Origin of the sequence: Clostridium sp. AM34-9AC (genome assembly GCF_003480225.1) — a bacterium.
Lineage (GTDB): Bacteria > Bacillota > Clostridia > Lachnospirales > Lachnospiraceae > Acetatifactor > Acetatifactor acetigignens.
The window spans coordinates 354-26,327 of sequence record NZ_QUIU01000010.1 but is presented as its reverse complement, the minus strand read 5'-3'; the positions used below and the strand labels follow the sequence as shown (position 1 = coordinate 26,327).

The 25,974-nt window shown below is 44.8% G+C and carries 21 protein-coding genes; 17 read left to right on the top strand and 4 right to left on the bottom strand.

Features of this window, described 5'->3' with window-relative positions; genetic code table 11:
* Positions 1-51 precede the first annotated feature (51 nt).
* Positions 52-1,065, top strand: coding sequence for an ORF6N domain-containing protein (locus DW835_RS07520; protein ID WP_117465157.1), 1,014 nt, complete (start codon positions 52-54; stop codon positions 1,063-1,065).
* 7 nt (positions 1,066-1,072) lie between these two features.
* Here DW835_RS07520 and DW835_RS07515 read toward each other — a convergent pair whose 3' ends face one another.
* Positions 1,073-1,993 carry an AraC family transcriptional regulator gene (locus DW835_RS07515; RefSeq protein WP_117465158.1) on the bottom strand — a complete coding sequence of 307 codons (921 nt, stop codon included), beginning with the start codon at positions 1,991-1,993 and terminating at the stop codon, positions 1,073-1,075.
* Positions 1,994-2,140: 147 nt separating this feature from the next.
* Between DW835_RS07515 and DW835_RS07510 the strand changes: the two genes are divergently transcribed.
* Positions 2,141-2,626, top strand: a complete 486-nt coding sequence (locus tag DW835_RS07510; protein WP_147353712.1) for a GNAT family N-acetyltransferase — start codon at positions 2,141-2,143, stop codon at positions 2,624-2,626.
* A gap of 189 nt (positions 2,627-2,815) precedes the next feature.
* A complete protein-coding gene (locus DW835_RS07500; RefSeq protein ID WP_182430272.1) occupies positions 2,816-4,411 on the top strand; it encodes a glycosyltransferase family 39 protein in 1,596 nt (531 codons plus the stop codon).
* Between the two features lie 70 nt (positions 4,412-4,481).
* Here the strand turns inward: DW835_RS07500 and DW835_RS07495 are convergent, their stop codons facing one another.
* The 3 genes from DW835_RS07495 to DW835_RS07485 form a co-directional block, all read right to left on the bottom strand.
* Positions 4,482-5,003 carry a hypothetical protein gene (locus DW835_RS07495; protein ID WP_118668365.1) on the bottom strand — a complete coding sequence of 174 codons (522 nt, stop codon included), beginning with the start codon at positions 5,001-5,003 and terminating at the stop codon, positions 4,482-4,484.
* Positions 5,004-5,082: 79 nt separating this feature from the next.
* Positions 5,083-6,444, bottom strand: coding sequence for a Mur ligase family protein (locus DW835_RS07490; RefSeq protein ID WP_118668364.1), 1,362 nt, complete (start codon positions 6,442-6,444; stop codon positions 5,083-5,085).
* Between the two features lie 104 nt (positions 6,445-6,548).
* Positions 6,549-7,409 carry a RimK family alpha-L-glutamate ligase gene (locus tag DW835_RS07485; protein WP_172594659.1) on the bottom strand — a complete coding sequence of 287 codons (861 nt, stop codon included), beginning with the start codon at positions 7,407-7,409 and terminating at the stop codon, positions 6,549-6,551.
* A 276-nt stretch (positions 7,410-7,685) separates the two neighbouring features.
* Between DW835_RS07485 and DW835_RS07480 the strand changes: the two genes are divergently transcribed.
* From DW835_RS07480 to DW835_RS07415, 14 genes are all read left to right on the top strand, one after another.
* Complete coding sequence (locus DW835_RS07480) at positions 7,686-8,264, top strand: xanthine phosphoribosyltransferase (protein ID WP_117465164.1); 579 nt, start codon at positions 7,686-7,688, stop codon at positions 8,262-8,264.
* A gap of 202 nt (positions 8,265-8,466) precedes the next feature.
* The gene (locus DW835_RS07475) at positions 8,467-9,762 is read left to right on the top strand and encodes a BMP family ABC transporter substrate-binding protein (protein WP_118668363.1); all 1,296 of its coding nucleotides are present in this window, start codon (positions 8,467-8,469) and stop codon (positions 9,760-9,762) included.
* A gap of 180 nt (positions 9,763-9,942) precedes the next feature.
* Positions 9,943-11,487: an ABC transporter ATP-binding protein gene (locus tag DW835_RS07470; protein ID WP_118546983.1), complete on the top strand. Its 1,545-nt coding sequence runs from the start codon at positions 9,943-9,945 to the stop codon at positions 11,485-11,487.
* On the top strand, positions 11,471-12,574 hold the full coding sequence (locus tag DW835_RS07465) for an ABC transporter permease (protein WP_022153631.1): 1,104 nt from the start codon (positions 11,471-11,473) through the stop codon (positions 12,572-12,574). Before DW835_RS07470 ends, DW835_RS07465 begins: the two co-directional genes overlap by 17 nt.
* A gap of 2 nt (positions 12,575-12,576) precedes the next feature.
* A complete protein-coding gene (locus tag DW835_RS07460) occupies positions 12,577-13,578 on the top strand; it encodes an ABC transporter permease (RefSeq protein WP_118537070.1) in 1,002 nt (333 codons plus the stop codon).
* Positions 13,579-13,767: 189 nt separating this feature from the next.
* The gene (locus tag DW835_RS07455; RefSeq protein WP_118537069.1) at positions 13,768-14,973 is read left to right on the top strand and encodes a glycosyltransferase family 4 protein; all 1,206 of its coding nucleotides are present in this window, start codon (positions 13,768-13,770) and stop codon (positions 14,971-14,973) included.
* Positions 14,870-15,517 (top strand): TVP38/TMEM64 family protein, encoded by a 648-nt coding sequence (locus DW835_RS07450; protein WP_182430277.1) that lies wholly within the window; start codon positions 14,870-14,872, stop codon positions 15,515-15,517. The genes DW835_RS07455 and DW835_RS07450 overlap by 104 nt, the downstream gene beginning before the upstream one ends.
* Before the next feature lie 12 nt (positions 15,518-15,529).
* The gene (locus DW835_RS07445; protein ID WP_118730926.1) at positions 15,530-16,534 is read left to right on the top strand and encodes a glycosyltransferase family 4 protein; all 1,005 of its coding nucleotides are present in this window, start codon (positions 15,530-15,532) and stop codon (positions 16,532-16,534) included.
* Between the two features lie 67 nt (positions 16,535-16,601).
* The gene (locus DW835_RS07440; RefSeq protein WP_118730925.1) at positions 16,602-17,087 is read left to right on the top strand and encodes a cytidylate kinase-like family protein; all 486 of its coding nucleotides are present in this window, start codon (positions 16,602-16,604) and stop codon (positions 17,085-17,087) included.
* A gap of 450 nt (positions 17,088-17,537) precedes the next feature.
* Positions 17,538-19,544 carry a 2-isopropylmalate synthase gene (locus DW835_RS07435; protein ID WP_118730924.1) on the top strand — a complete coding sequence of 669 codons (2,007 nt, stop codon included), beginning with the start codon at positions 17,538-17,540 and terminating at the stop codon, positions 19,542-19,544.
* 228 nt (positions 19,545-19,772) lie between these two features.
* Positions 19,773-20,714: a hypothetical protein gene (locus DW835_RS07430; RefSeq protein ID WP_118730923.1), complete on the top strand. Its 942-nt coding sequence runs from the start codon at positions 19,773-19,775 to the stop codon at positions 20,712-20,714.
* A 312-nt stretch (positions 20,715-21,026) separates the two neighbouring features.
* Positions 21,027-22,196 carry a galactokinase gene (locus DW835_RS07425; RefSeq protein WP_331682139.1) on the top strand — a complete coding sequence of 390 codons (1,170 nt, stop codon included), beginning with the start codon at positions 21,027-21,029 and terminating at the stop codon, positions 22,194-22,196.
* 69 nt (positions 22,197-22,265) lie between these two features.
* Positions 22,266-23,768 (top strand): UDP-glucose--hexose-1-phosphate uridylyltransferase, encoded by a 1,503-nt coding sequence (gene galT, locus DW835_RS07420; protein WP_118730938.1) that lies wholly within the window; start codon positions 22,266-22,268, stop codon positions 23,766-23,768.
* Between the two features lie 441 nt (positions 23,769-24,209).
* Positions 24,210-25,892, top strand: coding sequence for a methyl-accepting chemotaxis protein (locus DW835_RS07415; RefSeq protein ID WP_117465312.1), 1,683 nt, complete (start codon positions 24,210-24,212; stop codon positions 25,890-25,892).
* Positions 25,893-25,974 lie beyond the last annotated feature (82 nt).

Here is a 25,974-nt window from a genome sequence, read left to right as displayed (position 1 = left end):
AAAACATGTAGTTGTGAAGTCACAAATTGCGACTTCACGAAAGGACGGTTTATGGGAGAAGTATTAGAATTAAATACAGTAGATAATATCATAAATAGTATTTACATAATTCGTGGACAGCAAGTTATGCTGGATTCTGATTTAGCAAAAATATATGGCTATGAGGTAAAACGATTAAATGAACAGGTAAAAAGAAACATTAAGAGATTTCCGGAAGATTTTATGTTTCAGCTAACAAGAGAAGAAATTGATTTCGTGAAGTCGCAATTTGCGACTTCACGGATTACGTCTTTGTTTGAAGGACAAGAAGGTGGTCGAAGAAAACTACCATATGTTTTCACAGAGCAGGGAATTTATATGTTAGCTACAGTACTGAAAGGAGAATTAGCAGAACAGCAAAGTATTTTTATCATGCGTGCATTCAAAGAAATGCGCCATTATATCAGACAGAACAGGCAGTTTGTCACACAATCGGAAATGAATCTGGTTACGGCAAAAGTATCGGAATTATCTGTTCAGATGGCAGGTGTAGTAGATCGGCAGAAACAAACAGAAAAATCAATGGAAGAGATTCGAAAGAGCATTGATGTTATGAATGAGAATTTTATAACAGAGAAAGATTTCAAAAATTTTGTAATCTATAAGGGACAGAAGTTTGAAGCAGATGCAGCTTACATAGATATTTATCAACAGGCAGCAAAATCTATTTATGTGGTGGATGATTATATGAATACCAAGACATTACAACTTCTGTCGCAAAAACAATCCGGTGTTGAGGTAATTCTTTTTACAGAGAATGGTCATGGGAAAAAAGGTTTTCTCACAAGTGCTGTGGTCAATGATTTTATAAATCAATATCCAACACTTAGAATCAAACCCAATCCAGATTGTCATGATAGATGGATTGTTCTTGATTATGAATTACCTACGGAGGCAGTATATCATTGTGGTGCGTCAAGCAAAGATGCTGGTAAAAAGTTATGTGCAATAAATAAAGTGGATTCTGTTCAAATGATTCATCCAGTAATAGATAGATTACTTTTATTGCCAGATAAACAGATATAACTTACAGCTATAATTTTTTAACTTTATCGCCCTCAAACATACTATATCCTGTGGGATTTTTCCGAAATTCCGATGGTGAAATCCCAAGGTATTTTGTAAATTGCCGGTTGAAGTAGGAACCATACTTAAAACCACATTGATTGGCAATATCATCGATCTTAAGATTGGTATTAGATAATAGTTCCTGTGATATTTTAAGACGATAATGAAGCAGATATTCAATGCAGGTACAGTTAAGCTGTTGTTTGAAACGCTGGTTAAGTGTGGTTCGATTTAAGTGAACAAGCTCGCATAGAAAATTCAATGAGATATTGTTCCGGTAATTGGCATGAATGTAATCAGTGCAGATGGTAACTGGATTCGAATTCTCAGATAATTCGTAGAAATTTAATTTGCATTGATCCACATATATATCATAAATACAATTAAGTGCCTGACGAAGCATTCTTCTGATACGGCAAGTCCAGTAATCATCACTTTGTGCGTATGTTTCAGCACCAATCATAAGCATAAGTTCATTCAAGCGAATATATTGCTGTGGTGTTAAGTTAAAAATCCCCTGAAAATATCCATGATGCTTTGTGAACATATAAAGCATGTTTCTATCATAAACATATTGTTTGTCAATGGGAACTGAGTCATCAAGATTTTCAAAGTTTAAACAGGCTTTTATATACCATGGATCAAAATGAAATACCTTGGCACTTAAATGTGTGCGTTCCAGACATTGAAAATTATCGTATTGTGAGATACAAAGTACGGCAGGAGCCGTAACTGTCTGAATATGTTCATTGATTTTGACAGTTGTGCTTCCACAGGAAATCATAATGATAGTGCATCTGTTATCTACTGGCAATGATTCTAATGTATTATAAAAATCAAATTCAATGGGTATTTCTCTTTCCTTATGTCTATCATTCTGAGGCATATAAATCTCCTTTTGAAAATGAAATATTAAAATACATTATATGCAATTCTTAATTGTAAAAAGTATAAATATCTACTGCATATATGTAATTGAAAGTATAATTTACACACTATATACTTGTATATAGTATAAAATAAAGAAAAAGAGGTGTCTATAAAAATGGTCATACGATTTGCAAAAGAAAATGAATTAATACGGGTAAATGAATTAAGAAAACAGGTAAATGACCTGCATGTTGAAGGAAAATCCGAGGTTTTCAAGGCCGGTTTTAATAAGGAATTACAAGATCATGTATATACCATCTGGAAAGATCCCGAGCAGAAAATTATTGTGGCGGAATCGGAAGGAATGATCTGTGGTTTTGCTGTACTTCATCATATTCATAAACCGGAAACTCCTTTTATGCAGGAACGTGATTTTATGGATATTGATGAATTCTGTGTGGATAAAAAAAACCGAAGGCAGGGAATTGCATCGGAAATGATAGCATTTATAAAAGCTTATACAAAGGAGCAGGGAATAAATCGTATGGAACTTAATATGTGGGAGTTTAATGAAGATGCACTTGCCTTTTATGAAGCAGTAGGATTCAAAACATACCGAAGATATATGGAAATGATGTTAAAAATCTGAATAGACAAGGAAAACGAAATATGGGTAGGTTTCCAGAAGACTTTATGTTTCAGTTTACGTAAACCGAATATGATAATCTGCGGGCCAAAATGTCATCGAAATCAATTTTCAGTTTTACAGAGACAATCCAATCATAAATATGATAAAATGAAAATAAATGTTGGAAAGCAAAAAGGATATAAAAGACCTATGACATTAAAGAAAACAATAGAACAACATAAATACACCATATTGTTTTGTCTCATATTAGTATTTGGTTCTATATTGCGGTTGGTGCAGCTGGGGAAGGTTCCGGGCGGTTACCAGATGGACGAGGCTTATGGAGCGTTCAATGCATATTCACTGTTTCACAGTGGGATCGATTCCACAGGACACTCCTATCCTGTGTATTTCGAGTCCTGGGGAGGCGGGCAGAATGCACTGAACTCGTATCTCATGCTTCCTTTTATGGTGTTCACCGGAGGTAAGATCACTCCACTGGTAGTAAGACTACCGCAGGCCATTGTAGCAATTTTATCTCTGGTGGCGGTTTATTTTCTGATGAAAGAGATGGTGGATGAAGCGGCCGGACTGTGGGCCATGCTTCTTCTCAGTGTATGTCCCTGGCATATTATGATGTCAAGATGGGGGCTGGAGTCCAATCTGGCACCCGGGTTCCTGCTTTTTGGACTGACCTTTTTTGTTTATGGCCTGAAAAAACCGAGATTACTTATTCTGTCGGCACTTTCCTACGGTTTGAGCCTGTATTGTTATGCGACCATCTGGCCTATTGTTCCACTCCTTCTGTTGTTAGAATGGGGATACGGATTTCTTACAAAGACTTTGAAGATCGACAAATATTTCGTGATCCATGTGGTGATCATTGGATTACTGGCACTTCCGTTGTTGGCATTTTTACTGGTGAACAGAGGAATCCTTCCGGAGTTTTCCATAGGACCCTTTTCGGTCTATGTAATGACGGATTTCAGAGTGAATGAAATAGCATCCTCTTTCCGTGATATTTTATACAATTTGAAAAACCTGCTGTATCTTCTGTACCGGCAGGATATCGGTCGTCCCTACGATGTGATCATGCCGTTTGGATTTTTCGGAATCACAGCCAGAGTACTGATCTTTCTGGGAGTTTTTTTGCTGGTGATCCGCCTGATCCTAGCCTTACAGAAGAGACAGACAACATTATTATGGATGATATTCTTTCAACTGACCGGCGCATTGCTGCTGGGATTACTGGTTACCGTGGGAATGACCCAGATCAACTGCATCTATATTCCTCTTGTTCTGTGCGGAGCATTGTGCGTGTCTTCTTTGACAGATTTTCTGGGGAAAAAAGTGAATTTCTATGGAAAAATTGCAGTAAGCATTCTTTTGGCAGCACTTCTGCTGGGGGAAAATGTACAGTTTGAAAAGGCATATTTTACTTCTTATAAAGAGCTGGTCAGTGCCTATTTTCAGGAAGGCAGCGAGGAAGCCGTACAGAAAGCCGTACAGAAAGCCATGGAGATTGCGGCGGAAAGCGGTCGTGAGATCGAGATCGAAGATGCCATCAAATATCCCAGTGTTTTGCTCTACGGAGAGATTGACGCTGCAGAATACCTTGCCAACAGGAACTTAAGCGATGCACCTCCCAAGCCGGAGTCTTTCCTAGGCAAGGGAATCCGCTTCACTATGGGAATCGACTGGGAGCATATTGACAGAAATAAGATATATATCATTTACTATACAGATGCGGAAAAATTCGATGGATTCGCTCTCCTGCCCTGCCGGGACTGGTATGTGGCGTATTAAAATGAAAATAAAAAAGCCCTCACATATCATAAAAGGTGGGGGCTTTCGCGTGTCAAAAATTATGTTTCATTTACGCACTCAGATCCAGATTCCGTCCAATCAGCATGGCGGCATCGGCAGATTTTTTGTTCTGCTGGTAAGGATTGCTCTCGTCACGGTAACTGATCTTGGTCGTGGTGGTGCCGCCGGCGGTGTAGACGGTGCCGCATTCGGGACATACCGCGGTCCGCAGGGACACTGTGGCGGAGAGAACCTTGCCGTTGTTCTGTGCGGCCTTGTTGTAAGCGTTCGTTACATGCTCCTGTTCGTGGGCACGAACTCTGGAGGAGGAAGCCTGTGGTGAAATATGAGATGCAGATTTGAAGGAGACCATTTCGTTGGAATCATCCTGATATTTCCGGTTCTTGCAGGTTTCGCATTCTGCGGGAGAAGACTTTCTGCCGGGCTTTTCTACATCGGATTTTCCGGGATTTACCACCATACCCTTCTCTTCGGGCTGTGCGGAAGATACCGCACTGGTAGAATAACCGTATCCGTAATTGCCGGTCAGACTATAATTATTAGAATAATTGATTCCGTAAATACCTGTCATGGGACTTCTCCTTTCTGCGTAATGTTTTGCTACTCTTCTATTTGCCCTCATTGTAGCACCTGTATCCGGTGAGGGCAAGTTAAGATTGCTGAAAAATCTGCTCTACTTCGGAAATTACCGAAGTCGTTCCCAAGATTACAATGGGATCCGAAAAAGAATCCGCCAGAGTCAGTGCCTGTTTCACGGAATCTGTCCATATTGTGCCAATATCTTCTTCTGCCAATGACTCCTGCTGTTTTTGGGAAAAATGATAATGCGGATTCCCGGATCTGGTGAGGATAATCCGGTTTGCCATACCTTTCATGGATCTGACCACACCGGCATAATCCTTATCCTCCGGAATTCCCACAATAACAGTGCAATTCCAAACCCCCAGATGTCGCAGGACTTCCTTTACATTCTCACAGCTGGTGGCATTGATACAGGCATCCAGCAGAACAAACAGCTTGGAACGCAGGACTTCCATGCGTCCCGGCCAGTGCAGCAGAGACAGATTTTTCCGGATGTCTGGCAAAGAAAAAACTGCGGATTCCCTGCGCAGATCAGACAGCACATCCACACACACAGCAAGTGCCAGAGCACAGTTTTTCGCCTGATGTTCTCCCAGCAACGGAATTTGTAAATCCGCATAAATGTTGTCTCCGATTTCAACATCAAACTGCATTCCGAAGCAGGTATAACGGATGTTTTCCGCATGAAAATCCCGACCGTAGATCTTATAGGGAATATGCAGAGTTTCGGCACGGCGCTGCAGAACTTCCAGAACTTCCGGTTCCTGCTCCGCAAAATAGACACACTTCTGCTCTCCGGTGATAACGTGGGATTTATCTTCCGCAATGGCAGTCAGCGTATCACCGAGTTCCCTCGTATGCTCCAGAAAAATCCGGTTGATCACGGCATAATCATGACGTACATTATTCACATCATCGTATTTTGCACCTTTACCGCATTCCAGTACATTGAAATCCGTATGTTTTTCCGAAAAATAAGCCAGTGCCAGATCGGCCTGGATTCCCATGGGACTGATACATACTGATTCCGGCAGATCAGAGGCAATATTCAGAATCTCTGGCTGGATCTCTGTCATCAGACGGCAGAAGTCAGATTCACTGATCATCGTATCATTGACACGGAAGCGTTCGCGAAAGTCCGTGATATGAGGGCTGGTCATCAGTCCCACAGAGAATCTTGTCTGCAGGATTCGGGAGATCATGTTGGAAACGGAGCCTTTTCCCTTGCTTCCGGTGACAACGATGCAGGGAGTAACGGATTTTTGCCAAAGCAGGGATCTGGTCAGTTCCGGGTGTCGTTTTCTGGCGTCCTTTGCAGCATAATCCTGATGTGAGGCAGCTCGCAGATAAGAGGCATAGACAAAGTCTTCCGCCTCCTTACGCGTAGTGATTTTATGAAATTGCAGTGATGTTTCGGAAGTGTTATTCATATAAATACCTTTTTGTAGCCTGCAATTTTCCAGATACTTTAGTATCATGTATTTTCGTACACTGTGCAGGCACATATTTGCGCATGAAAAAACTATTTTTTACACTAAGTCTTTGATGTAAAGTCAGATTGTATCGTCTCAATAATTTTTCCCGCAACATTTATGCCGGAAGCCTTTTCAATACCTTCCAGTCCCGGCATGACATTGATTTCGCAAAAATAAGGTTTTTCTCTGCCAAAGAGCAGATCAATTCCCAGAAAATCCAGTCCGGTCTGTTCGTAAATATCTGCGGCTATGGTACGGATGCCGGAAGTGACAGGGTAAGGCTCTACCGAAGCGCCCAGAGCTACATTTGCACGGAAATCCCCCTGGGATGTGCGCTGCATACAGGCAACGGCTTCTCCGCGGATGCTGTAAAAGCGCAGATCTCTGCCGTAGCTTTCTGAGATAAATTCTTCGAAGAGCCATTCCTTGGAGGAAGGGTAGTTAAGAGAGAGTTCCTCATAAGAAGCTTTATCCCGGATGCAGACGATTTCTTCTCCCATGGAGCTTTCCAGTCCTTTACCGACAAAGGGAAGGCCCAGTTGTTCTACAATAGAAGAAAAAGGCAACCGTGAAGTTCCCAGAAGATATTTCGGGATCAAAAAGGCTTTGGAATGAAGCCTTCGTACCTGTTCAAATTTATTAATATAGATATTATAAGCAGTTAATGGATTATAGCTTCGGGTGGCAAGTGCATTTATAGCATCCTTTTCCCGTCCCCATTTATAGCGGTTGATGACAAAATCCACGGGTTTCAGTATTTTACCATGATTTATAACACCATGCGGAGAGACCGCAGTATCATGGATCCCTACAATCTGCAGATCCATATCCAGGGCAGAAGCTTCCTGTACCAGACGGTTGCAGGTATAAGCGTTAGTCATAGTATTATATTTTTCTATGATATATCCTCTGATAGGCATAAGGCACCTCGTGATTTCAGTATTCTCATGGTTAACATAGCAAAATGTTGTCAAAATAGCAAGAAATATAGTTCTTCTATTGAAAAAGGAGCAATATCCTGCGTATAATAAGAGACATAAGAGCATAAAAGAGGGATGATAATTCCACGATATGCGAATATTGTGTAGAATTGTGGTAGTGCGTAGCACGAAGCAATTCGTAGGTATCAAAGTCGGGGGCTTTTGACCCCGACATCATTAAAATATATTAAGAAGAAACAAAAGAGGAGACATACAATGAAATTACTCGAAGAGCGCATTCGCAAAGACGGTACGGTAAAAGCAGGGAATGTATTAAAAGTAGATTCTTTTCTGAATCATCAGATGGACATTGATCTGTTCAATGAAATGGGAAAAGAGTGGGCGCATCTTTTTGCAGACCGTAAGATTACGAAGATTCTGACTGTGGAGGCTTCCGGTATTGGTATCGCCTGTGTGGCAGCCCAGCATTTTCATGTGCCTGTGGTATTTGCAAAAAAGTCCCAGTCCGTAAATATTGACGGTGAAGTATATTCCACCAAGATCGAATCCTTTACGCACAAGAGAGTATATGACGTGATCGTTTCCAAAAAATTCCTGCATCCCGAAGATCATATTCTGATCATTGATGATTTTCTGGCCAACGGATGCGCACTGGAGGGTCTGATTGACATTGTCAATAAAGCGGGAGCTTCTGTAGAGGGTGTCGGCATTGCCGTTGAGAAGGGATTCCAGAAGGGCGGCGACCTGATCCGTTCCAAGGGTATCCGTGTAGAGTCGCTCGCTATTGTGGAAAGCATGGATGACAAGACCGGAGAGATCACATTCCGATCTTAATAGTTATCAAATTTAATACTTCTCTTGACAAGAAGTCGGACAAATGCTTATACTGACTAATGTTGAGAGAATACAATAAAGGGGTTGTATGAAAGATCATACTACCCTTTTTATGTTAAGGCTCAGCAGTTTATTCGCAGATCTGTGTCCGCGCTGCCACCATGGATCTGTGACGAAGCAGCAGCGCAGAAAGAGGAGAATTATGAAAAAGAAAGTCGTAAGTTTACTCGCAGCTATGGCTCTCGCAGTTACTGCTCTGGCAGGATGCGGATCCAATGATGCAGCTACCACCGGCACAGATGCAGCAACCGTTGCAGCTACCACCGAGGCAGCAGGTACTAGCGAAGCAGCAGGTACTACCGAAGCAGCAACCGACAGTGAAGCTGTTACCGGTGTAAAGGCAGGTTTCATTTTCCTGCATGATGAGAACTCTACTTATGATCTGAACTTCCTGAATGCAGCAAAAGCAGCTTGTGAGAAGCTTGGTATTGAGTACATGACCAAGACCAACATTCCTGAAGGACAGGAAGCTTATGAAGCAGCTTGTGAGCTTGCTGATGCAGGTTGTAATTTCATTTTCGCAGACAGTTTTGGACATGAGGACTACATCATTGAGGCTGCTAAGGAATATCCAAATGTTCAGTTCAGCCATGCAACCGGAACCAAGGCTCATACTGAGGGCCTGGACAATTTCCACAATGCATTTGCTTCCATTTATGATGGTCGTTACCTTGCAGGTATCGTTGCAGGCATGAAGCTGAATGAGATGATCGCTAACGGTGATATTACTGAGGATCAGGCTAAGATGGGTTATGTAGGTGCTTATACTTATGCAGAAGTTATGTCCGGTTATACATCCTTCTTCCTGGGCGCTCGTTCCGTATGCCCCAGCGCTACCATGGATGTAACCTTTACCGGTTCCTGGTACGATGAGACCGCTGAGAAGGAAGCAGCTAACAAGTTGATCGAGGGCGGATGTGTACTGATCAGCCAGCATGCAGACTCCATGGGTGCTCCTACCGCATGTGAGACCGCAGGCGTTCCCAACGTATCTTACAACGGAAGCACTGAGGCAGCCTGCCCCAATACTTTCCTGGTATCTTCCAGAGTTAACTGGGAGCCTTATTTCGAGTATGCTATCAAATGTGTAGCAGACGGAACTCCTATTGATACCGACTGGTGCGGTACTCTGGAGACCGGTTCTGTAGAACTGAGTGACCTTGGTACTGCTGTAGCAGAGGGTACTGCAGAAGCAGTAGAAGCTGCAAAGGCTGATCTGATCGCAGGCAAGACTCACGTATATGATATCACTACCTTCACTGTAGACGGCAAGACACTGGACAGCTATGAGGCTGATATCGATACCGATCCTGATTATACTCCCGATCATGAGGTAGTAAGTGACGGATACTTCCATGAGTCCGATGTTGCATTCCGTTCCGCTCCTTACTTCAATGTAAGAATTGATGGAATCAACCTGTTGGATGAGCAGTATTAATTGACTTATTGAAATAGCCCGGACGGCGCAGCGTTTATTGCCGCGCCGCCCTTTTTCTACCTTATGGATCTTTTGCTTTTGCGGATGGATGAGGTAGAAAAGGGGCGGCCAGTGTGCTTATGCCAGGTATTAAAAGACCTGAAAATTGCAGGTCATGGATAAATTGGAAAGGTGACTAGGATGGAAAAAGAGACAAAAGTAGCTGCGGTTTCGATGAAAAACATTACCAAGACTTTTGGATCCGTGATTGCCAATGATAAGGTAAATCTGGATATCTATAAGGGTGAGATATTATCACTGCTTGGGGAAAACGGCAGCGGTAAGACGACACTGATGAATATGCTCTCCGGTATTTATTTCCCGGATGAGGGACAGATCTTTATTAACGGTAAGGAAGAGGTCATCAAATCCCCCAAGGATGCGTTACGGCTGGGAATCGGTATGGTGCATCAGCATTTTAAGCTGATCGATGTACTTTCCGCTACCGAGAATATCATCCTGGGTCTGGAAGGCAGGCTTAATATCAAGGAGGCATCCCGTAAAATAGAGGAGATCTGTGACAAATACGGTTTTGAAGTAGATCCGAAGCAGAAAATCTATGATATGACGGTATCCCAGAAGCAGACCGTGGAGATTGTAAAGGTGCTGTATCGTGGTGCGGATATCCTGATCCTGGATGAGCCTACCGCTGTACTGACACCGCAGGAGACAGAGAAGCTCTTTAACGTTCTCCGGAAAATGAGAGATGACGGCAAGGCTATTGTCATTATTACCCATAAAATGCATGAAGTGGAATCTCTGTCCGACAGGGTGGCTGTGCTTCGTAACGGTCAGTATATTGGAAGCATGCTGACAAAGGATACCACCGTTACGGAAATGACCAATATGATGGTGGGACATGCGGTTACTTTGAATATTGTCAGACCGGAACCTGTGAATCCGAAGCCCCGTATCGAAGTACAGGGACTGACCGTACGTAACGAAGAAGGTATCGTTAAGCTGAAGGACGTCTCCTTTACCGCCAATAGTGGTGAGATCCTGGGAATCGCCGGTATCTCCGGCTGTGGACAGAAGGAGCTTTTGGAAGCCATTGCAGGTCTGCAGGTAACAGAAGCCGGCACAATCAGCTATGTGGAAGATGATGGAAGTAAGGAAATGCTGATCGGCAAGGATCCGTTGAAGATCGCAGAGATGGGTGTATCGCTTTCTTTTGTACCGGAGGATCGTCTTGGCATGGGCCTGGTAGGCAATATGGATCTGACCGATAATATGATGTTACGTTCCTTCCGACAGGGACATACACCGTTTACGAACCGAAAGCCTTCCAAACAGCTTGCAACTGATGTGGTAGAAAATCTGGAGGTTGTAACCCCGGGTATCACCACTCCGGTACGCAGATTGTCCGGTGGTAATGTACAGAAGGTTCTCGTTGGAAGAGAGATTGCGTCTGCACCTACCGTACTGTTGACGGCTTATGTGGTACGTGGACTGGATATTAATTCTTCGTATACTATATATGACCTGATCAATGAACAGAAGAAAAAGGGCGTTGCCGTGATTTTCGTAGGTGAGGATCTGGATGTGCTGATGGAGCTGTCCGACCGTATCATGGTATTGTGCGGCGGAGAAGTGAGCGGTATTCTGGATGCGAGAAAGACAGACAAAAATGAGGTCGGTATGCTGATGACCAGAGTAGGAGGCAAAGAACATGAAGGAAAAGAATAAAGAGCCTTTGTTTCATATCGTAAAAAGAGATGCGCTTCCCTGGTATAAATCTCTGGGTATTCGATTTTTGGCAATCCTGCTGGCACTGATCCTGTGCGGTATCATTACGACGATCACCACGGGAATCAATCCTTTACAGGTATATCAGTCCATCGTTCTGGGTGCTTTCGGATCCGTTCGCAAGACCTGGGTCACTTTTCAGAATATAGCGATCCTGCTTTTGATCGCATTGGCATTGACTCCGGCATTTAAGATGAAATTCTGGAATATCGGCGGTGAGGGACAGGTGCTGATCGGCGGGCTGGCAGCAGCAGCCTGTATGATCTGTCTGGGAGATAAGCTTCCGAACGCAGTTGTGATCCTGTGCATGATCGTGGCAAGTCTGGCAGCAGGAGCCATCTGGGGCTTCATTCCCGCATTTTTCAAGGCGAAATGGAATACCAATGAGACGCTGTCTACGCTGATGATGAACTACATAGCTACTCAGTTGGTGGCATTTTATACGATAGTATGGGAGGTTCCCAAGGGATCCGGTAAGATCGGTATCATCAACCAGAACACCAATGTGGGCTGGCTACCGCAGATCTTCGGCTCCAAATATCTGTTAAGTATTGTAGTGGCAGTAGTGATCACGATATTTATGTATGTATATTTGAACTACAGTAAGCAGGGATATGAGATCTCTGTTGTGGGTGAGAGCGAAAATACTGCAAAATATGTGGGTATTAAGGTGGAAAAGGTAATTATCCGTACCATGCTTCTGTCCGGTGCACTGTGCGGACTGGTAGGCCTGCTTCTGGTAGGAGGCATCAATCATACTGTGACTACCACGATTGCAGGTGGACAGGGATTTACCGCTGTACTGGTATCCTGGATGTCCAAGTTCAATCCTCTGACCATGGTATTCTCCAGCTTCCTGATCATATTCATGGATCGCGGAGCCAGTGAGATCTCTACCAATTTTGGACTGAATCATTCTTACTCCGATATTCTGACAGGTATTATCCTGTTCTTTATCATCGGCTGTGAGTTCTTCATTACTTACAGACTGCAGTTCCGTAAAAAAGCAGAAAAGGAGGAACAGTAATCATGTGGTCATTTTTACTTGCATTTATTCCGAGAGCAATCGTACAGGGAATTCCTCTGTTATACGGGAGTACCGGTGAGATCATCACGGAGAAGTCCGGTAATCTGAATCTGGGAATCCCCGGCGTCATGTATGTGGGAGGTATCTGTGGTGTCATCGGATCTTTCTTCTATGAGAGATCCGCAGGAGACGCGGCGAACATGAATGGGTTTCTTGCCATTGCGATTCCGATGCTCTGCTGCCTGTTAGGATCCCTGTTGATGGGATTGCTGTACTGCTTCCTGACTGTCACCCTGCGGGCGAACCAGAACGTGACCGGTCTGGCAATGACCACCTTCGGTGTTGGCTTCGGTAACTTCTTCGGCGGATCCCTGATCAAGCTGGTAAACAGTGATGTACCTTCCATTGCACTGTCTGCTACCAGCAGCTATTTCAGCAAATCCCTTCCTTTTGCGGTGAAGCTGGGATGGTTCGGCAAGTTGTTTTTATCCTATGGATTCCTGGCGTATCTGGCAGTGATCATAGCGTTTGCGGCATCTTATATTCTGAGTCATACCAGAACCGGTCTGCATTTGAGAGCGGTCGGTGAAGGTCCCAATACCGCAGATGCGGCTGGCATCAACGTATCCCGGTACAAATACATTGCTACCTGTGTGGGATGTATGATCGCAGGTCTGGGAGGTTTGTATTATGTAATGGACTATGCCTGCGGTGTCTGGTCCAACGATGCCTTTGGTGACAGAGGCTGGCTTGCCATCGCACTGGTCATCTTCACCATCTGGAGACCGAATATCAGCGTATTCGCATCCTTCCTTTTCGGCGGACTGTATATCCTGTATCTGTATCTGCCCACCGGTATCGAACATATGGAGTATCAGGAGCTGTACAAGATGATTCCTTATGTCGTAACATTACTGGTACTGGTCATCACCAGCATGCGGAGCAAGAGAGAGAATCAGCCCCCTGCAAGTCTGGGACTGGCGTACTTCAGAGAAGAAAGATAATAATTTTATAGAAAGACGATTAAAAACGGCGTTTTCCGGAAATTTCCGGAGAATGCTGTTTTTTAGTGCACATTTTGGAAAAAACTCACAGAAACTTTAGGAAAACTTTTGATTTTATTCGGATGGAATTTACCTGTGTCTGTTATGCTGAGATCAATTCAGAGAAAATAAACGGAAGGGAGAAAAAAGATGAAAGTATTGATCACAACAGACTGGTACAAGCCGGCCATCAACGGAGTTGTTACTTCGGTATGCAATCTGCGGGAGGAATTACAGCAAAGAGGACATGAAGTGAAGATCCTGACTCTGTCCCGTACAGCTCGTTCCTACGAAGAAGAGGGTGTGATCTATATGGGTTCCGTGAATGCCGGATATATTTATCCGGGAGCAAGACTTCGGGTGTCCCCGGGACGCGAACTGTATCGCGGGATTATAGAGTGGAATCCGGATATTGTGCATTCCCAGTGTGAATTTTCTACCTTTTTCATGGCAAAAAAGATCGCAGAGGAATGTAAGACCCCTCTGGTGCATACTTACCATACTGTATACGAAGATTATACCCACTATTTTTCCCCTTACAAGAAATGGGGCAGGAATATGGTACAGTTCCTGACGCGACAGATCTCCGAGAAGGTGGACAGTATGATCGCTCCCAGCACAAAAATAGAGACATTACTAAAAGACTATGGCATTCATTGTCCGGTATCAGTGATCCCATCGGGGATTGATCTGAGTAAATATGACGCGCAGACCCGGACGGATTCCCGGGAGAGAATCCGAAGAAAATATAAAATGGACCGGAAGACCACAGTGCTTTTATATGTAGGTCGTCTGGCAAAAGAGAAGAATGTGGAAGAATTGCTGGAGTACCAGCAGAAAATTCAGGAGAGCGGCACAATACTGATGATTGTAGGCAGCGGTCCTTATTTGGAGACTTTACGGAAAAAGGCAGCAGAACTGGGTGTGACGGAAAGCGTTATTTTTACCGGAATGGTATCACCCGCTGAAGTAGCATCTTATTATCCGGCAGGAGATCTGTTCGTTAGCGCTTCCACCAGTGAGACCCAGGGGCTTACCTATGCGGAAGCACTGGCAGCAGGATTACCGTTATTATGCAGAAGGGATCAATGCCTGCGGGCGGTTGTGGAAGAGGGAAAAAACGGCTGGCAGTACCGGACCGAAGAGGAATTCTTGAAAGACCTGAAGAACTGGAAGGAGAAAGAAGACGATGAACGCAGAGGAATGTGCAGTTATGCAAAACAGTCCGCAGAAATATTTTCCCAAAAAAGATTTGCGGGAAGCATGGAACAACTATACCAGCGACAGATCGAAGAAAAACAGGTCGAAAGAGAAAAACGCTTGGCAAAGAGTCGTCAATATTGCATCCTGGGTTAGTCTGATCCTCTGTGGAATACTGGCAGTCTGGAGCTATCAGAGCGGCATTTTCCAATCGGTGGAGACCATGCAGCAGTTTGTGAACCGTTTCGGAATGATCGGTGCACTGATCTTCGTGCTGATCCAGATCGTTCAGGTGGTGTTTCCCATCATACCGGGTGGCATCAGCTGTCTGGCAGGAGTGCTGCTCTTTGGAGCGGTGCCGGGATTTTTCTATAATTATATAGGAATCGGTGTGGGTTCCTGTATTGCTTTTGGAATAGCAAGAAGTCTGGGAAGACCGGTGCTGTACAAGATGTTTCCCGGGAAAATGATTGAAAAATACCTGACATGGACGGAGCTAAAGGGGAGATTTTTGAAATTATTTACACTGGCAATCTTTCTGCCGGTGGCACCGGATGATTTTCTCTGTTATCTCGCCGGAACGACGAATATGACATGGAAACAGTTTGTGACAGTCATCTTTTTAGGAAAGCCTTTCTCCATTGCGCTGTATAGTCTGGGACTGACGACACTGTTTCAGGTGATTTTCCACCTATTATAGGAGAGTATACTTATGAAAATTTATATATATAAAGGCGGACTTTCACTGGTGGCAAAAAGCGGCATCGGCAGCGCCATCCGCCATCAGGAGAAGATGCTGCGAGCAGCAAAAGTGACCGTGACGAACGTCTGGAAAGAGGCGGATATCGTACAGATCAATACCGTATTGCCTGATTCGCCGCTGGTGGCACGGCGGGCAAGACGGCAGGGGAAAAAGGTCGTCTATTATGGGCATTCCACTATGGAAGATTTTAAGAATTCTTTTACCGGTTCCAATCTGGCGGCTCCTTTATTCAAAAAATGGATCCGCCATTGTTATAGACAGGGAGATGTGGTTATCACACCAACGGAATACTCCCGGGAATTGTTAATGAAATATGATCTGCATCGGGAGATTTACGCACTGACCAATGGTGTGGACACTGAATTTTTCCACAAAACAGAGCAGGCAGGTGGACGATTCCGGAAATTTTTTCATCTTCCTGTGGATAAAAAGGTCGTGATATCCGCCGGGCATCTGATTCACAGAAAAGGAATCGAGGATTTTCTGGAAATGGCAAAAAGGATGCCAGACATTATTTTTCTATGGTTTGGGGGCGGGAACAATGCATTGATTCCGGCAGAGATCAAAAAGGCTGTGGCAGAGAAGCCGGAAAATGTGATCTTTGCCGGTTTCCAACCGTCCGGGATCCTGCGGGATGCGTACTGTGGTGCGGATGCATTTGCTTTTTTCAGTTATGAAGAGACGGAAGGAATCGTGGTATTGGAGGCATTATCCTGTGAGATTCCTGTGATCGTGAGAGACATTCCGGTGTATGAAGGATGGCTTACCGACGGCGAGCAGGTGCGCAAAGCCAGCAATCTGGATTCCTACGAGCAGGCAGTCCGAGACATCTTGTATGAAGAACCGCTGGAAAAAGTAAGACGCAGAATCCGGGCAGGCAGGGCACTGGCGGAGGAACACAGCATGCGGGTGACAGGTGAGAAACTGTATCAGATCGAGCAGAAGCTTTTGTAGACATCCCTCTTGCAAAGTCCGCGCCTTTATCATAAAATGAGAGTACCTTACAAAGGAGGTGCTTACGATGAACCTTGTAATTACTATCAGCCGAAGATTCGGAACAGGAGCCAGTCTGATCGCACAGGAGTTGTCTGAGAAGCTGGGGGTGCCGGTGTATGATAAGGCGTACATAGAGCATGAGCTGAATGGTGACAGTTATGCTACGGAAGCGGAGGTTATTAAGGGGTTGGCGGAACATCCCTGTATTATTCTGGGACGCTGCGCATCTGAGATCCTGAAGGATCAGCCGAATGTATTTAACGTGTATGTGTGCGCAGATAAGGAAGATCGTATCGAACGTATCATGAAGAAGGAAAGTCTTTCCCACGATGAGGCGAAGGAAATGCTTGAGAAAAATGATGCAGAACGCGCCGTCTATTATTATGAGAATACCGGTAAGGTGTGGGGCGATGTGAACAATTATCATATGATCCTCGATACCACCAAACTGGGAATCGAAAATTGTGCGGATATCCTGATCCGGTATTTTGAAAGAGTGGAAATTATTTGACAGCCCGGAATGCGAATAGGCGTTACGATTTCGAGAGTATGCAGTACGAAGAAATCGTTTAGGATATAAATAGGGAATAGATTGTAAACAGATGTCTCACACGGACATCTGTTTTTCTATGAAAAACATCTTAAACACAGTAATAAAATTAATCAATTATACAACGTTATAAAATTAAAAGTATGATTTTAAATATAACAAAAAATGATATATACAATTGAAAATTTTAATCAAATAATAAAACGGAATAATCACCGAATAAAATGACCTTTTTCTTGAATTTATAGATATATGACAAAAATGTCACATTAAAATACATCAATTAACAAGATAAGAATATATCTTGCTTACAGAAATTATGAGTGTTAAGATAATGCAATCAGATAAGTGAAAATAGTAAAAACAACAGGTTTTGAAAATAAAAAGTAATCATATGGCAGGAGGATTCCCATGAACAGCGCAGACATTGCAGCAAAATATCAGAAAACTTATTTTATGCCCCCCGAGGTGACCTACGACTGGGTAAAAAAGGACAGTATTACCAAGTCCCCTATCTGGTGCAGCGTTGACTTAAGAGACGGCAACCAGGCATTGATCGATCCCATGAGTCTGGAAGATAAGCTGGAATTCTTCAAGATGTTGGTAAAGATCGGTTTCAAGGAGATCGAGGTTGGTTTTCCCGCTTCCTCCGATACGGAGTACAATTTTATCCGTGCATTAATTGAGCGCGACATGATCCCGGAGGATGTGACTATTCAGGTATTGACGCAGGCGAGAGAGCATATCATCCGCAAGACCTTCGAAGCAGTCAAGGGAGCGCCCCACGCAGTGATCCATCTGTATAATTCTACTTCCGTAGAGCAGAGAGAACAGGTATTTAAGAAGGACAAGGAAGCCATCAAGAAGCTGGCAGTAGACGGTGCCCGGATGTTAAAGAATCTGGCAGACGAGACCGAAGGCAACTTCACCTTTGAGTACAGCCCTGAGAGCTTTTCTCAGACCGAGGTGGATTATGCACTGGAAGTCTGCAATGCAGTACTGGATGTATGGAAGCCTACCGCTGACCGCAAGGCCATCATCAATCTGCCCACCACCGTACAGGTGGCAATGCCCCATGTATTTGCCTGTCAGGTAGAATATATGCACAAGCATTTGAAATATCGTGACAATGTAGTACTCAGCGTACATCCTCACAATGACAGGGGCTGTGGTATCAGTGATGCGGAGTTCGGCGTACTGGCCGGAGCAGACCGTGTGGAAGGTACTTTGTTCGGCAACGGTGAACGTACCGGTAACGTGGATCTGGTAACTGTTGCACTGAACATGATGTGCCACGGCGTGGACAGTGGACTGGATTTCTCTCATATTATGGAGATCCGCGAAGCTTATGAGAACTTCACCGGCATGAAGGTACATGAAAGAGTGCCCTATGCAGGAGATCTGGTATTTACCGCATTTTCCGGTTCCCATCAGGATGCCATCAGCAAAGGTATGGCATGGCAGAAGGAAGGCAAGACAGGCAAGCGTTGGGATATCCCTTATCTGCCCATCGATCCTGCGGATGTGGGAAGAGAGTACGAATCCGATGTTATCCGTATCAACAGTGTATCCGGTAAAGGTGGCGTAGCGTTCGTATTGAAGCAGCAGTTTGGCTTCTCGCTGCCCGCAGCCATGAAGGAAGAGGTTGGTTACCTTGTGAAAGGTATTTCCGACAGACGTCATCAGGAATTACTTCCTAAGGAGATCTATGCGATCTTCGAGGAAAATTATATTTATCCCCGCAGCATCTTCAACATTCCGGAGTGCCACTTCAAACAGGAGAACGGCATTCAGGCAGAGGTGACTATCGAGCAGGGCGGAGCTTCCAGAGCCATTACTACTATGGGTAACGGACGTCTGGATGCAGTCAGCAATGCCATCAAGACATACTTTGGTATTACCTACGAGTTGTCTGTATATGAAGAGCATGCAATTTCCAGAGGCTCCAATTCCAAGGCTGCCACCTATGTTGGTATCGTCCACGACGGTAAATTCTACTGGGGCGTCGGCGTAGATGAAGATATTATCAAGAGTTCTATCGCCGCACTGGTGTCCGCGGTGAATAAGCTGGCAGCAGAACAGCATATTACCTCCGGCAGAGAAGAGCGGATCGTGGAGATCATCAGTTTCATCCAGAAGAACTATGTGGATGTGACATTGGATATGCTGGTAGATACTTTCCATCTCTCCAAGCCTTACCTGTCCAAGTACATTAAGGAAAAGGCCGGCATGACCTTCCAGGAGGTCGTTCGGGAAGAGCGCATGAAAAAAGCAAGAATGCTCTTAAAGGAGACCAATCAGACGGTGGAGACCATTGCAGCCAACGTTGGTTACGAGAATGTGGAGCACTTTAACCGCCTGTTCAAAAAGGCATATGACATGACTCCGGTACAGTATCGAAAACAGAGCGCGGAATAACAGGAGTCTATTCAGCAAATTAAATTTAGGAATTTTGGAAGAGCCATTTCTATATCATTTTGGATATAGGAATGGCTTTTTAAGTGTTGATTATCGGTTAAACAAAGTATAACATAATTTTAACATTGTACAAAAATATGCTGAATATTGACAAATTATGACAGTAAAGTTATACTAAAGTAGTATGTGGTCATAGAATAAGACCACAACTTATGGAGGGACAAGAAAATGAATAACAGAGAGAAAGCAAAGGCAGTACAAAAGAAATTCAACCAGCGACTGGGAATTTATTACGGCGTGATGGCAGCAGGTGTCATTGTGGCAGCCATCGGACTGATGACACAGATCAACGTATTGACCCTGCTGGGAGTGGTAGCATTTTTTGCAGGATTAGTGATCCTCAGCTGGGTAGACGGGTATACCGAGTATGCAAAACGTGTTATGACAGCAAAAGCTCTGATGGGTGAAGAGATGCCCGAGGATGTGGTAAATGCCGGTATTGAACTGGTAAAGAAGCAAGGTGGAAGCCTGTCTGCACTTAAGAGCCAGACCAGAGAGTTCTCTCATATTTTATATCATCTGTGCCAGGGTATTTTCACCGCGGCAGCCATGCTGGAGAAGATCCCCGGACTGAAGTCTGTATCCGGTATTGCACAGAGTATGATCAAGAAAGCTTACAGAAGAATCAATCTGTTGTTAGAGGGTTATCTGTTTGCAAAATATGGCGAGATGACCAAGGAGGCTTATTATGACGGCGTATCTCTGCTGTTACAGGATGGCAAGACTTTTCTGGTAAAATCCGTAAAAGATGCCGCTGTATCTGAATTGCTGGTAACCCTGAGTGTGATCGGTACTCTGGTATTTGTAGCTTTGGGCGGCATACTGAAAAATGTTGTGTTTGTTGTATTGGGCATTGCCTGTGTGGTTCTGTATGTGGTAGTAGCCATTGTATATGACAGCAACAAAGATTTCGATATGCTGGCAAGCTATATTGAGTATGCTTCCACACATGAAGTCAACGAAGAGTATCGTAACAGCCTGCTGGCAGCGACGGATGCCGCTACTCAGGTGAACATGGTAGCCGGTGCACTGAAGAACCCTGCCGTAAATGGTATTATGGGCGCGGCCGGAGCAGCAGAGAAGCTGTTTGGAAATAAAGATGAGAAATAAGAATTAGGCCATACCCATTCGCAGACACTGAAGTGCCTGCTTCATGTACGGCTGTCGCCGTATAAATCCAAAAAGAAAAGCACGTCCTCGTGAGCAAGCTCCCAGGGCGTGTTTTTCTTTTTGGATTTGCATGGCTCGTAGCTTTTAACATAATGACAGGTTTTGAAAACATAAATAAATAGAAAAAACCGTTTTTTTTTATTATGATGAAAACATAGAGCAAGAGAATTCGCAGTCTGGCATTCCGCCGGAGCGTAACGAAAGAAAACATAAATGTAAGAGGCTTACACAGTAAGCAGATAGGAGCAGAAAATGGAAATGAAAGAGACGATTCTGAAAACTTTCGCAGAAGTATTTGGAGATGCAGAGGGCACCAAGGCTTATTTTGCACCGGGACGTGTGAATCTGATCGGTGAACATACCGACTATAACGGCGGACACGTTTTCCCCTGCGCACTGACCATCGGTACCTATGGTGTGGCAAGAAAGAGAAACGACAATAAGCTGCGTTTCTATTCCATGAATTTCGGACATCTGGGAGTGATCGAATCTTCTCTGGAGGATCTGGTACCCAGCAAGGAAGCAGGCTGGACCAATTATCCCAAGGGAGTGATCTGGGCTTTCGGTGAGAAGGGCATGAAAGTGACTTCCGGTATGGATCTGCTGCTGAACGGTAATATCCCCAACGGTTCCGGACTTTCCTCTTCCGCTTCTGTAGAAGTGCTGACCGGCTACATTCTGAGAGATTTCTTCGGATTTGATGTGACCAATCAGGATCTTGCACTGATCGGACAGTTCTCCGAGAACAAATACAACAAGGTAAACTGCGGTATCATGGATCAGTTTGCCATTGCCATGGGCAAAAAGGATAATGCTATTTTTCTGGACACCGCAACTCTGGAATATGAGTACGCACCGATCCATCTGGAAAATGCGAAGATCGTGATCGCATGCAGCAATAAAAAGAGAGGCCTGGGAGATTCCAAGTACAATGAGCGTCGCAGCGAGTGCGAGACTGCACTGGCAGAACTGCAGCAGGTAGTGAAGATCAAGACTCTGGGTGATCTGGACGAGGAGACTTTCGAGAAGTTCAAAGCTATTATCAAGAGCGATGTCCGCAGAAAGCGCGCAAAGCACGCTGTATATGAGAATCAGAGAACCGTTCGTGCGGTAGAAGCTCTGAAGAACAACGATGTGAAGCTGTTTGGTGAGCTGATGAATGCTTCCCATGTATCTTTGCGGGATGATTATGAGGTAACAGGTATCGAGCTGGATACTCTGGTAGAAGAAGCATGGAAGGTAGACGGTGTTATTGGTTCCCGTATGACAGGTGCCGGTTTCGGCGGATGTACCGTAAGCATTGTAAAGGATGAGGCTATTGACACCTTTATCGATCAGGTAGGCAAGGCATATAAGGAGAAGATCGGTTATGCAGCTGATTTCTATGTAGTAGAGATCGGTGACGGCCCCCAGACCCTGTAAGAAATTAAGATCCGACGAGAATAGAGAGTGCGATGCCGGAGAAATCCGGTATTGCAGAATGGAGAAAAAATGGATATTCAGGTATTAATTCGTAAATTGGTATCCTACGGAGTACAGACAGGACTGGTTCCGGAGGAAGATGTGATCTACACGACCAACCGTCTGTTGGAGCTGTTTGAACTGGATGAACTGGAAGAGCGCGACAATGTGACCATGCGTGAGGATGAACTGGAAGAGGTTCTGAAGGGTATGCTGGATTATGCTTACGAAAAAGGCATTCTCAAGGAGAACAGTGTGGTGTATCGTGACCTTTTCGATACAAAGATCATGAGCATGCTGATGCCCAGACCCAGTGAAGTAATCCGTCATTTCCACGAACTGTACGATCAGGTATCTCCCGAGGCAGCTACCGACTATTATTACAAATTAAGCAGAGATTCCGACTATATCCGTCGTTATCGTATCTGCAAGGATATGAAATGGGTAGCACCCACCAAATACGGCGATCTGGACATTACCATCAACCTGTCCAAGCCTGAGAAGGATCCCAAGGCTATTGCTGCAGCGAAGCTGGCAAAACAGGCCGGTTATCCGAAATGCCTGCTGTGCCGTGAAAATGAAGGTTATGCAGGCCGTGTGAATCATCCCGCCCGCCAGAACCACCGCATCATTCCGGTGACCATCAATGGCAGCCAGTGGGGATTCCAGTATTCTCCGTATGTATATTACAATGAGCATTGCATCGTATTTAATTCTCAGCATGTACCTATGAGGATTGAGCATGCGACCTTCTGCAAGCTGTTTGATTTTGTAAAGCAGTTCCCTCATTATTTTGTAGGTTCCAATGCGGATCTGCCCATCGTAGGCGGTTCTATTTTAAGTCACGATCATTTCCAGGGTGGTCATTATGAGTTCGCCATGGCCAAGGCGCCTGTAGAGAAAAACTTCTCTGTAGCAGGTTATGAAGATGTGGATGCCGGTATCGTGGCATGGCCTATGTCTGTGATCCGCCTCAGCGGTATGGATACCGACCGCATTATTGCACTGGCAGATGTGATCCTGAATAAATGGAGAGAATATACGGATGAAGAGGCTTTCATCTATGCCTATACCGATAACGAGCCTCATAACACCATCACTCCCATTGCCAGAAAGCGCGGAGACAAGTTCGAACTGGATCTGGTGCTGCGTAACAATATCACTACTGAGGAACATCCTCTGGGTGTATATCATCCGCATGCAAAGCTGCATCATATCAAGAAGGAGAACATCGGTCTGATCGAGGTTATGGGTCTGGCCGTACTGCCCGCCCGCCTGAAGGGTGAGATGGCGCATCTGAAGGAAGCAATCCTCGCCGGTAAGGACTTAAGAGCCGATGAAGAACTGGCAAAGCATGCAGACTGGGTAGACGAGTTCCGCCCGAAATACGATGCCATCACTGTAGAGAACATCGACGGTATCGTAGAGAAGGAGATCGGTCTGGTATTCATGCAGGTATTGGAAGATGCCGGTGTCTACAAGAGAACTGAGGAAGGTCAGAAGGCGTTCGACCGTTTTGTAAAGAGCTTGTAATAATAGTTCAGCCATAGAATGACAGAACCGGCGATTGGGTGCTTGCACACAAAGCGACGGAGAGCGTGATAACGCGACTTTACGAATGGCGCGGTCTGAATGTTTGTTGTAAAATGTTTGTTGCGAGGAAAAGGAATTGTGGTGACACAATTCTTCAGACTGTAGACAAAGCTCCTTCCTGTGAGGGAGCTTTGTCTACAGTCTGTTTATTTATCGTTATCTTCTCTTTTCCGAATCATGCCTCTTACTTTTTATAGTACCATCTTCCTGTATAGGGTGCAAGTCGTCACTGATGGTTCGTATAAATAATTTTACGCGTTTTTGCCGTATTTTTAAAGGTGCGAGATTTGTATAATTCCGATAATTGTAGTATACTGTAGGAAAAAATTTTTCGTAACACATCAGTTCACCATGTATTACAGAAAAGAGGTTATATTTCAAATGAAAAAGCAAAGCAAAGTAACCAGTCAGTCTGCCATGCTGCAGCAAAACACAAGATCAACCTATCGGATACTGATCATCAGCATCGTTATGCTGATCCTGTTCATCGGATCCAACATGTATCTGAGCCGGATCAATTCCCAGCAGCTGGAAGCTACCATGTATCTGAACCAGTATCGTCTGGGTTCCAAGACGCTGACCGCTGCCGTACAGTCTTACGCAGTCACCGGAGACCAGACCTACTATGACAATTATATGAAGGAATTAAACGAGGACAAAAATCGTGACATTGCCTGGGAAGGTCTTCAGAAAGACGGTCTGACCGACAATGAATGGGCACTGTTAAACCATATTGCTGAAATGTCCAACGGTCTGGTTCCTCTGGAAGAAGAAGCCATGGATAAGGCCGGTTCCGGAGATACACAAGCAGCTATTTCTTATGTATTTGGTGAGGAATATGAATCTACCGTACAGGAGATCACTGCAACCACAGATAATTGTATCAATGATATCCAGGCACGTATGGCTCAGAAGCAAAATACTCTGAATCTGATAATGATCACTACCATGGTGATTTTCATTCTCTGCTTCCTGACCATTGCCCGCAAGATTGTCACCACACTGACCTTTGCAAAACAGGAACTGCTGATTCCCATTGTAAAAGTATCCGAGCAGATGAAAGTACTTGCGCAGGGACATTTTGACAGCCGTCTGGATCTGCCGGAGGATGACAGTGAAGTCGGCATCATGGTGCAGGCCGTTCATTTCATGAACGACAACTTTACCAAGATGATCACCGAGATTTCCGAGATCTTAGGTCAGATGGGTCAGGGCAATTACCGTGTAGAGCCTACGGAAGAATATGTCGGTGACTTTGTACAGATCAAGGATTCCATGGTGAAGATCATTGCCGATATGAAGAAGACACTGTCCACCATTCAGGTCAGCGCACAGGAGATCGATGGTGGTTCCGAGCAGCTGGCACAGGCAGCTACCGATCTGGCAGAAGGTTGTACCGCACAGGCCTCCAAGATTTCCGAAGCATCCCAGATGATCGACGCTATGGCAAAGAGTATTGAAGAAAAAGCCAGAGTTGCACAGGAGACCGCAGATATCTCCAAGCAGTCCGCACAGACGGTTGCTGATGGCAATGCCAAGATGCAGGAACTGAAAGTCGCAATCGGTGAGATCAGTAAATGTTCCGAGGAGATTCGTTCTATCATTCAGGTCATTGAGGATATCGCTTCCCAGACCAACCTCCTGTCACTGAATGCCTCCATCGAGGCTGCCCGTGCCGGAGAAGCAGGCCGCGGATTTGCTGTCGTAGCCGAGCAGGTCAAGAATCTGGCGGAACAGTCCACTGAGGCTGCCGGAGAGACCACAAAGCTGATCGGGAGCACCATCGATGCTGTCAACAAGGGAATCGCCATTGCAGAAGAAACCGAAGCCAGCATGGATCAGGTAATGGAAGAAGCCGAGGCTTCTACCAAGCGTATGGTTGATATGGCACAGGCCCTTCAGGCTGAAGTGTCCAGCGTCCAGCAGATCGATGAAAACATCGCTCATGTGGCCGGAATCGTGGACAACAACTCCGCATCTTCTCAGGAGACCGCCGCTGTCAGCGAAGAACAGTCCGCGCAGGTACATACTATGTTACAGCTGATGCATCAGTTCCAGATCTAGTTTTCAGAATGATAAAGCCTGAGTGCTTCTAAAGAAGCCTCAGGCTCAGACTGTAGACAAAGCTCCTTCCTGTGAGGGAGCT

Coding starts and splice junctions, on each gene's coding strand:
- DW835_RS07485 (WP_172594659.1), bottom strand. CDS start 7,409: ATGCCTATCAGAGGATATATCATAGAAAAATATAATACTATGACTAAC.
- DW835_RS07490 (WP_118668364.1), bottom strand. CDS start 6,444: ATGAATAACACTTCCGAAACATCACTGCAATTTCATAAAATCACTACG.
- galT (WP_118730938.1), top strand. CDS start 22,266: ATGGATATTCAGGTATTAATTCGTAAATTGGTATCCTACGGAGTACAG.
- DW835_RS07495 (WP_118668365.1), bottom strand. CDS start 5,003: ATGACAGGTATTTACGGAATCAATTATTCTAATAATTATAGTCTGACC.
- DW835_RS07520 (WP_117465157.1), top strand. CDS start 52: ATGGGAGAAGTATTAGAATTAAATACAGTAGATAATATCATAAATAGT.
- DW835_RS07480 (WP_117465164.1), top strand. CDS start 7,686: ATGAAATTACTCGAAGAGCGCATTCGCAAAGACGGTACGGTAAAAGCA.
- DW835_RS07500 (WP_182430272.1), top strand. CDS start 2,816: ATGACATTAAAGAAAACAATAGAACAACATAAATACACCATATTGTTT.
- DW835_RS07445 (WP_118730926.1), top strand. CDS start 15,530: ATGAAAATTTATATATATAAAGGCGGACTTTCACTGGTGGCAAAAAGC.
- DW835_RS07425 (WP_331682139.1), top strand. CDS start 21,027: ATGGAAATGAAAGAGACGATTCTGAAAACTTTCGCAGAAGTATTTGGA.
- DW835_RS07475 (WP_118668363.1), top strand. CDS start 8,467: ATGAAAAAGAAAGTCGTAAGTTTACTCGCAGCTATGGCTCTCGCAGTT.
- DW835_RS07435 (WP_118730924.1), top strand. CDS start 17,538: ATGAACAGCGCAGACATTGCAGCAAAATATCAGAAAACTTATTTTATG.
- DW835_RS07440 (WP_118730925.1), top strand. CDS start 16,602: ATGAACCTTGTAATTACTATCAGCCGAAGATTCGGAACAGGAGCCAGT.
- DW835_RS07515 (WP_117465158.1), bottom strand. CDS start 1,993: ATGCCTCAGAATGATAGACATAAGGAAAGAGAAATACCCATTGAATTT.
- DW835_RS07465 (WP_022153631.1), top strand. CDS start 11,471: ATGAAGGAAAAGAATAAAGAGCCTTTGTTTCATATCGTAAAAAGAGAT.
- DW835_RS07430 (WP_118730923.1), top strand. CDS start 19,773: ATGAATAACAGAGAGAAAGCAAAGGCAGTACAAAAGAAATTCAACCAG.
- DW835_RS07455 (WP_118537069.1), top strand. CDS start 13,768: ATGAAAGTATTGATCACAACAGACTGGTACAAGCCGGCCATCAACGGA.
- DW835_RS07470 (WP_118546983.1), top strand. CDS start 9,943: ATGGAAAAAGAGACAAAAGTAGCTGCGGTTTCGATGAAAAACATTACC.
- DW835_RS07460 (WP_118537070.1), top strand. CDS start 12,577: ATGTGGTCATTTTTACTTGCATTTATTCCGAGAGCAATCGTACAGGGA.
- DW835_RS07415 (WP_117465312.1), top strand. CDS start 24,210: ATGAAAAAGCAAAGCAAAGTAACCAGTCAGTCTGCCATGCTGCAGCAA.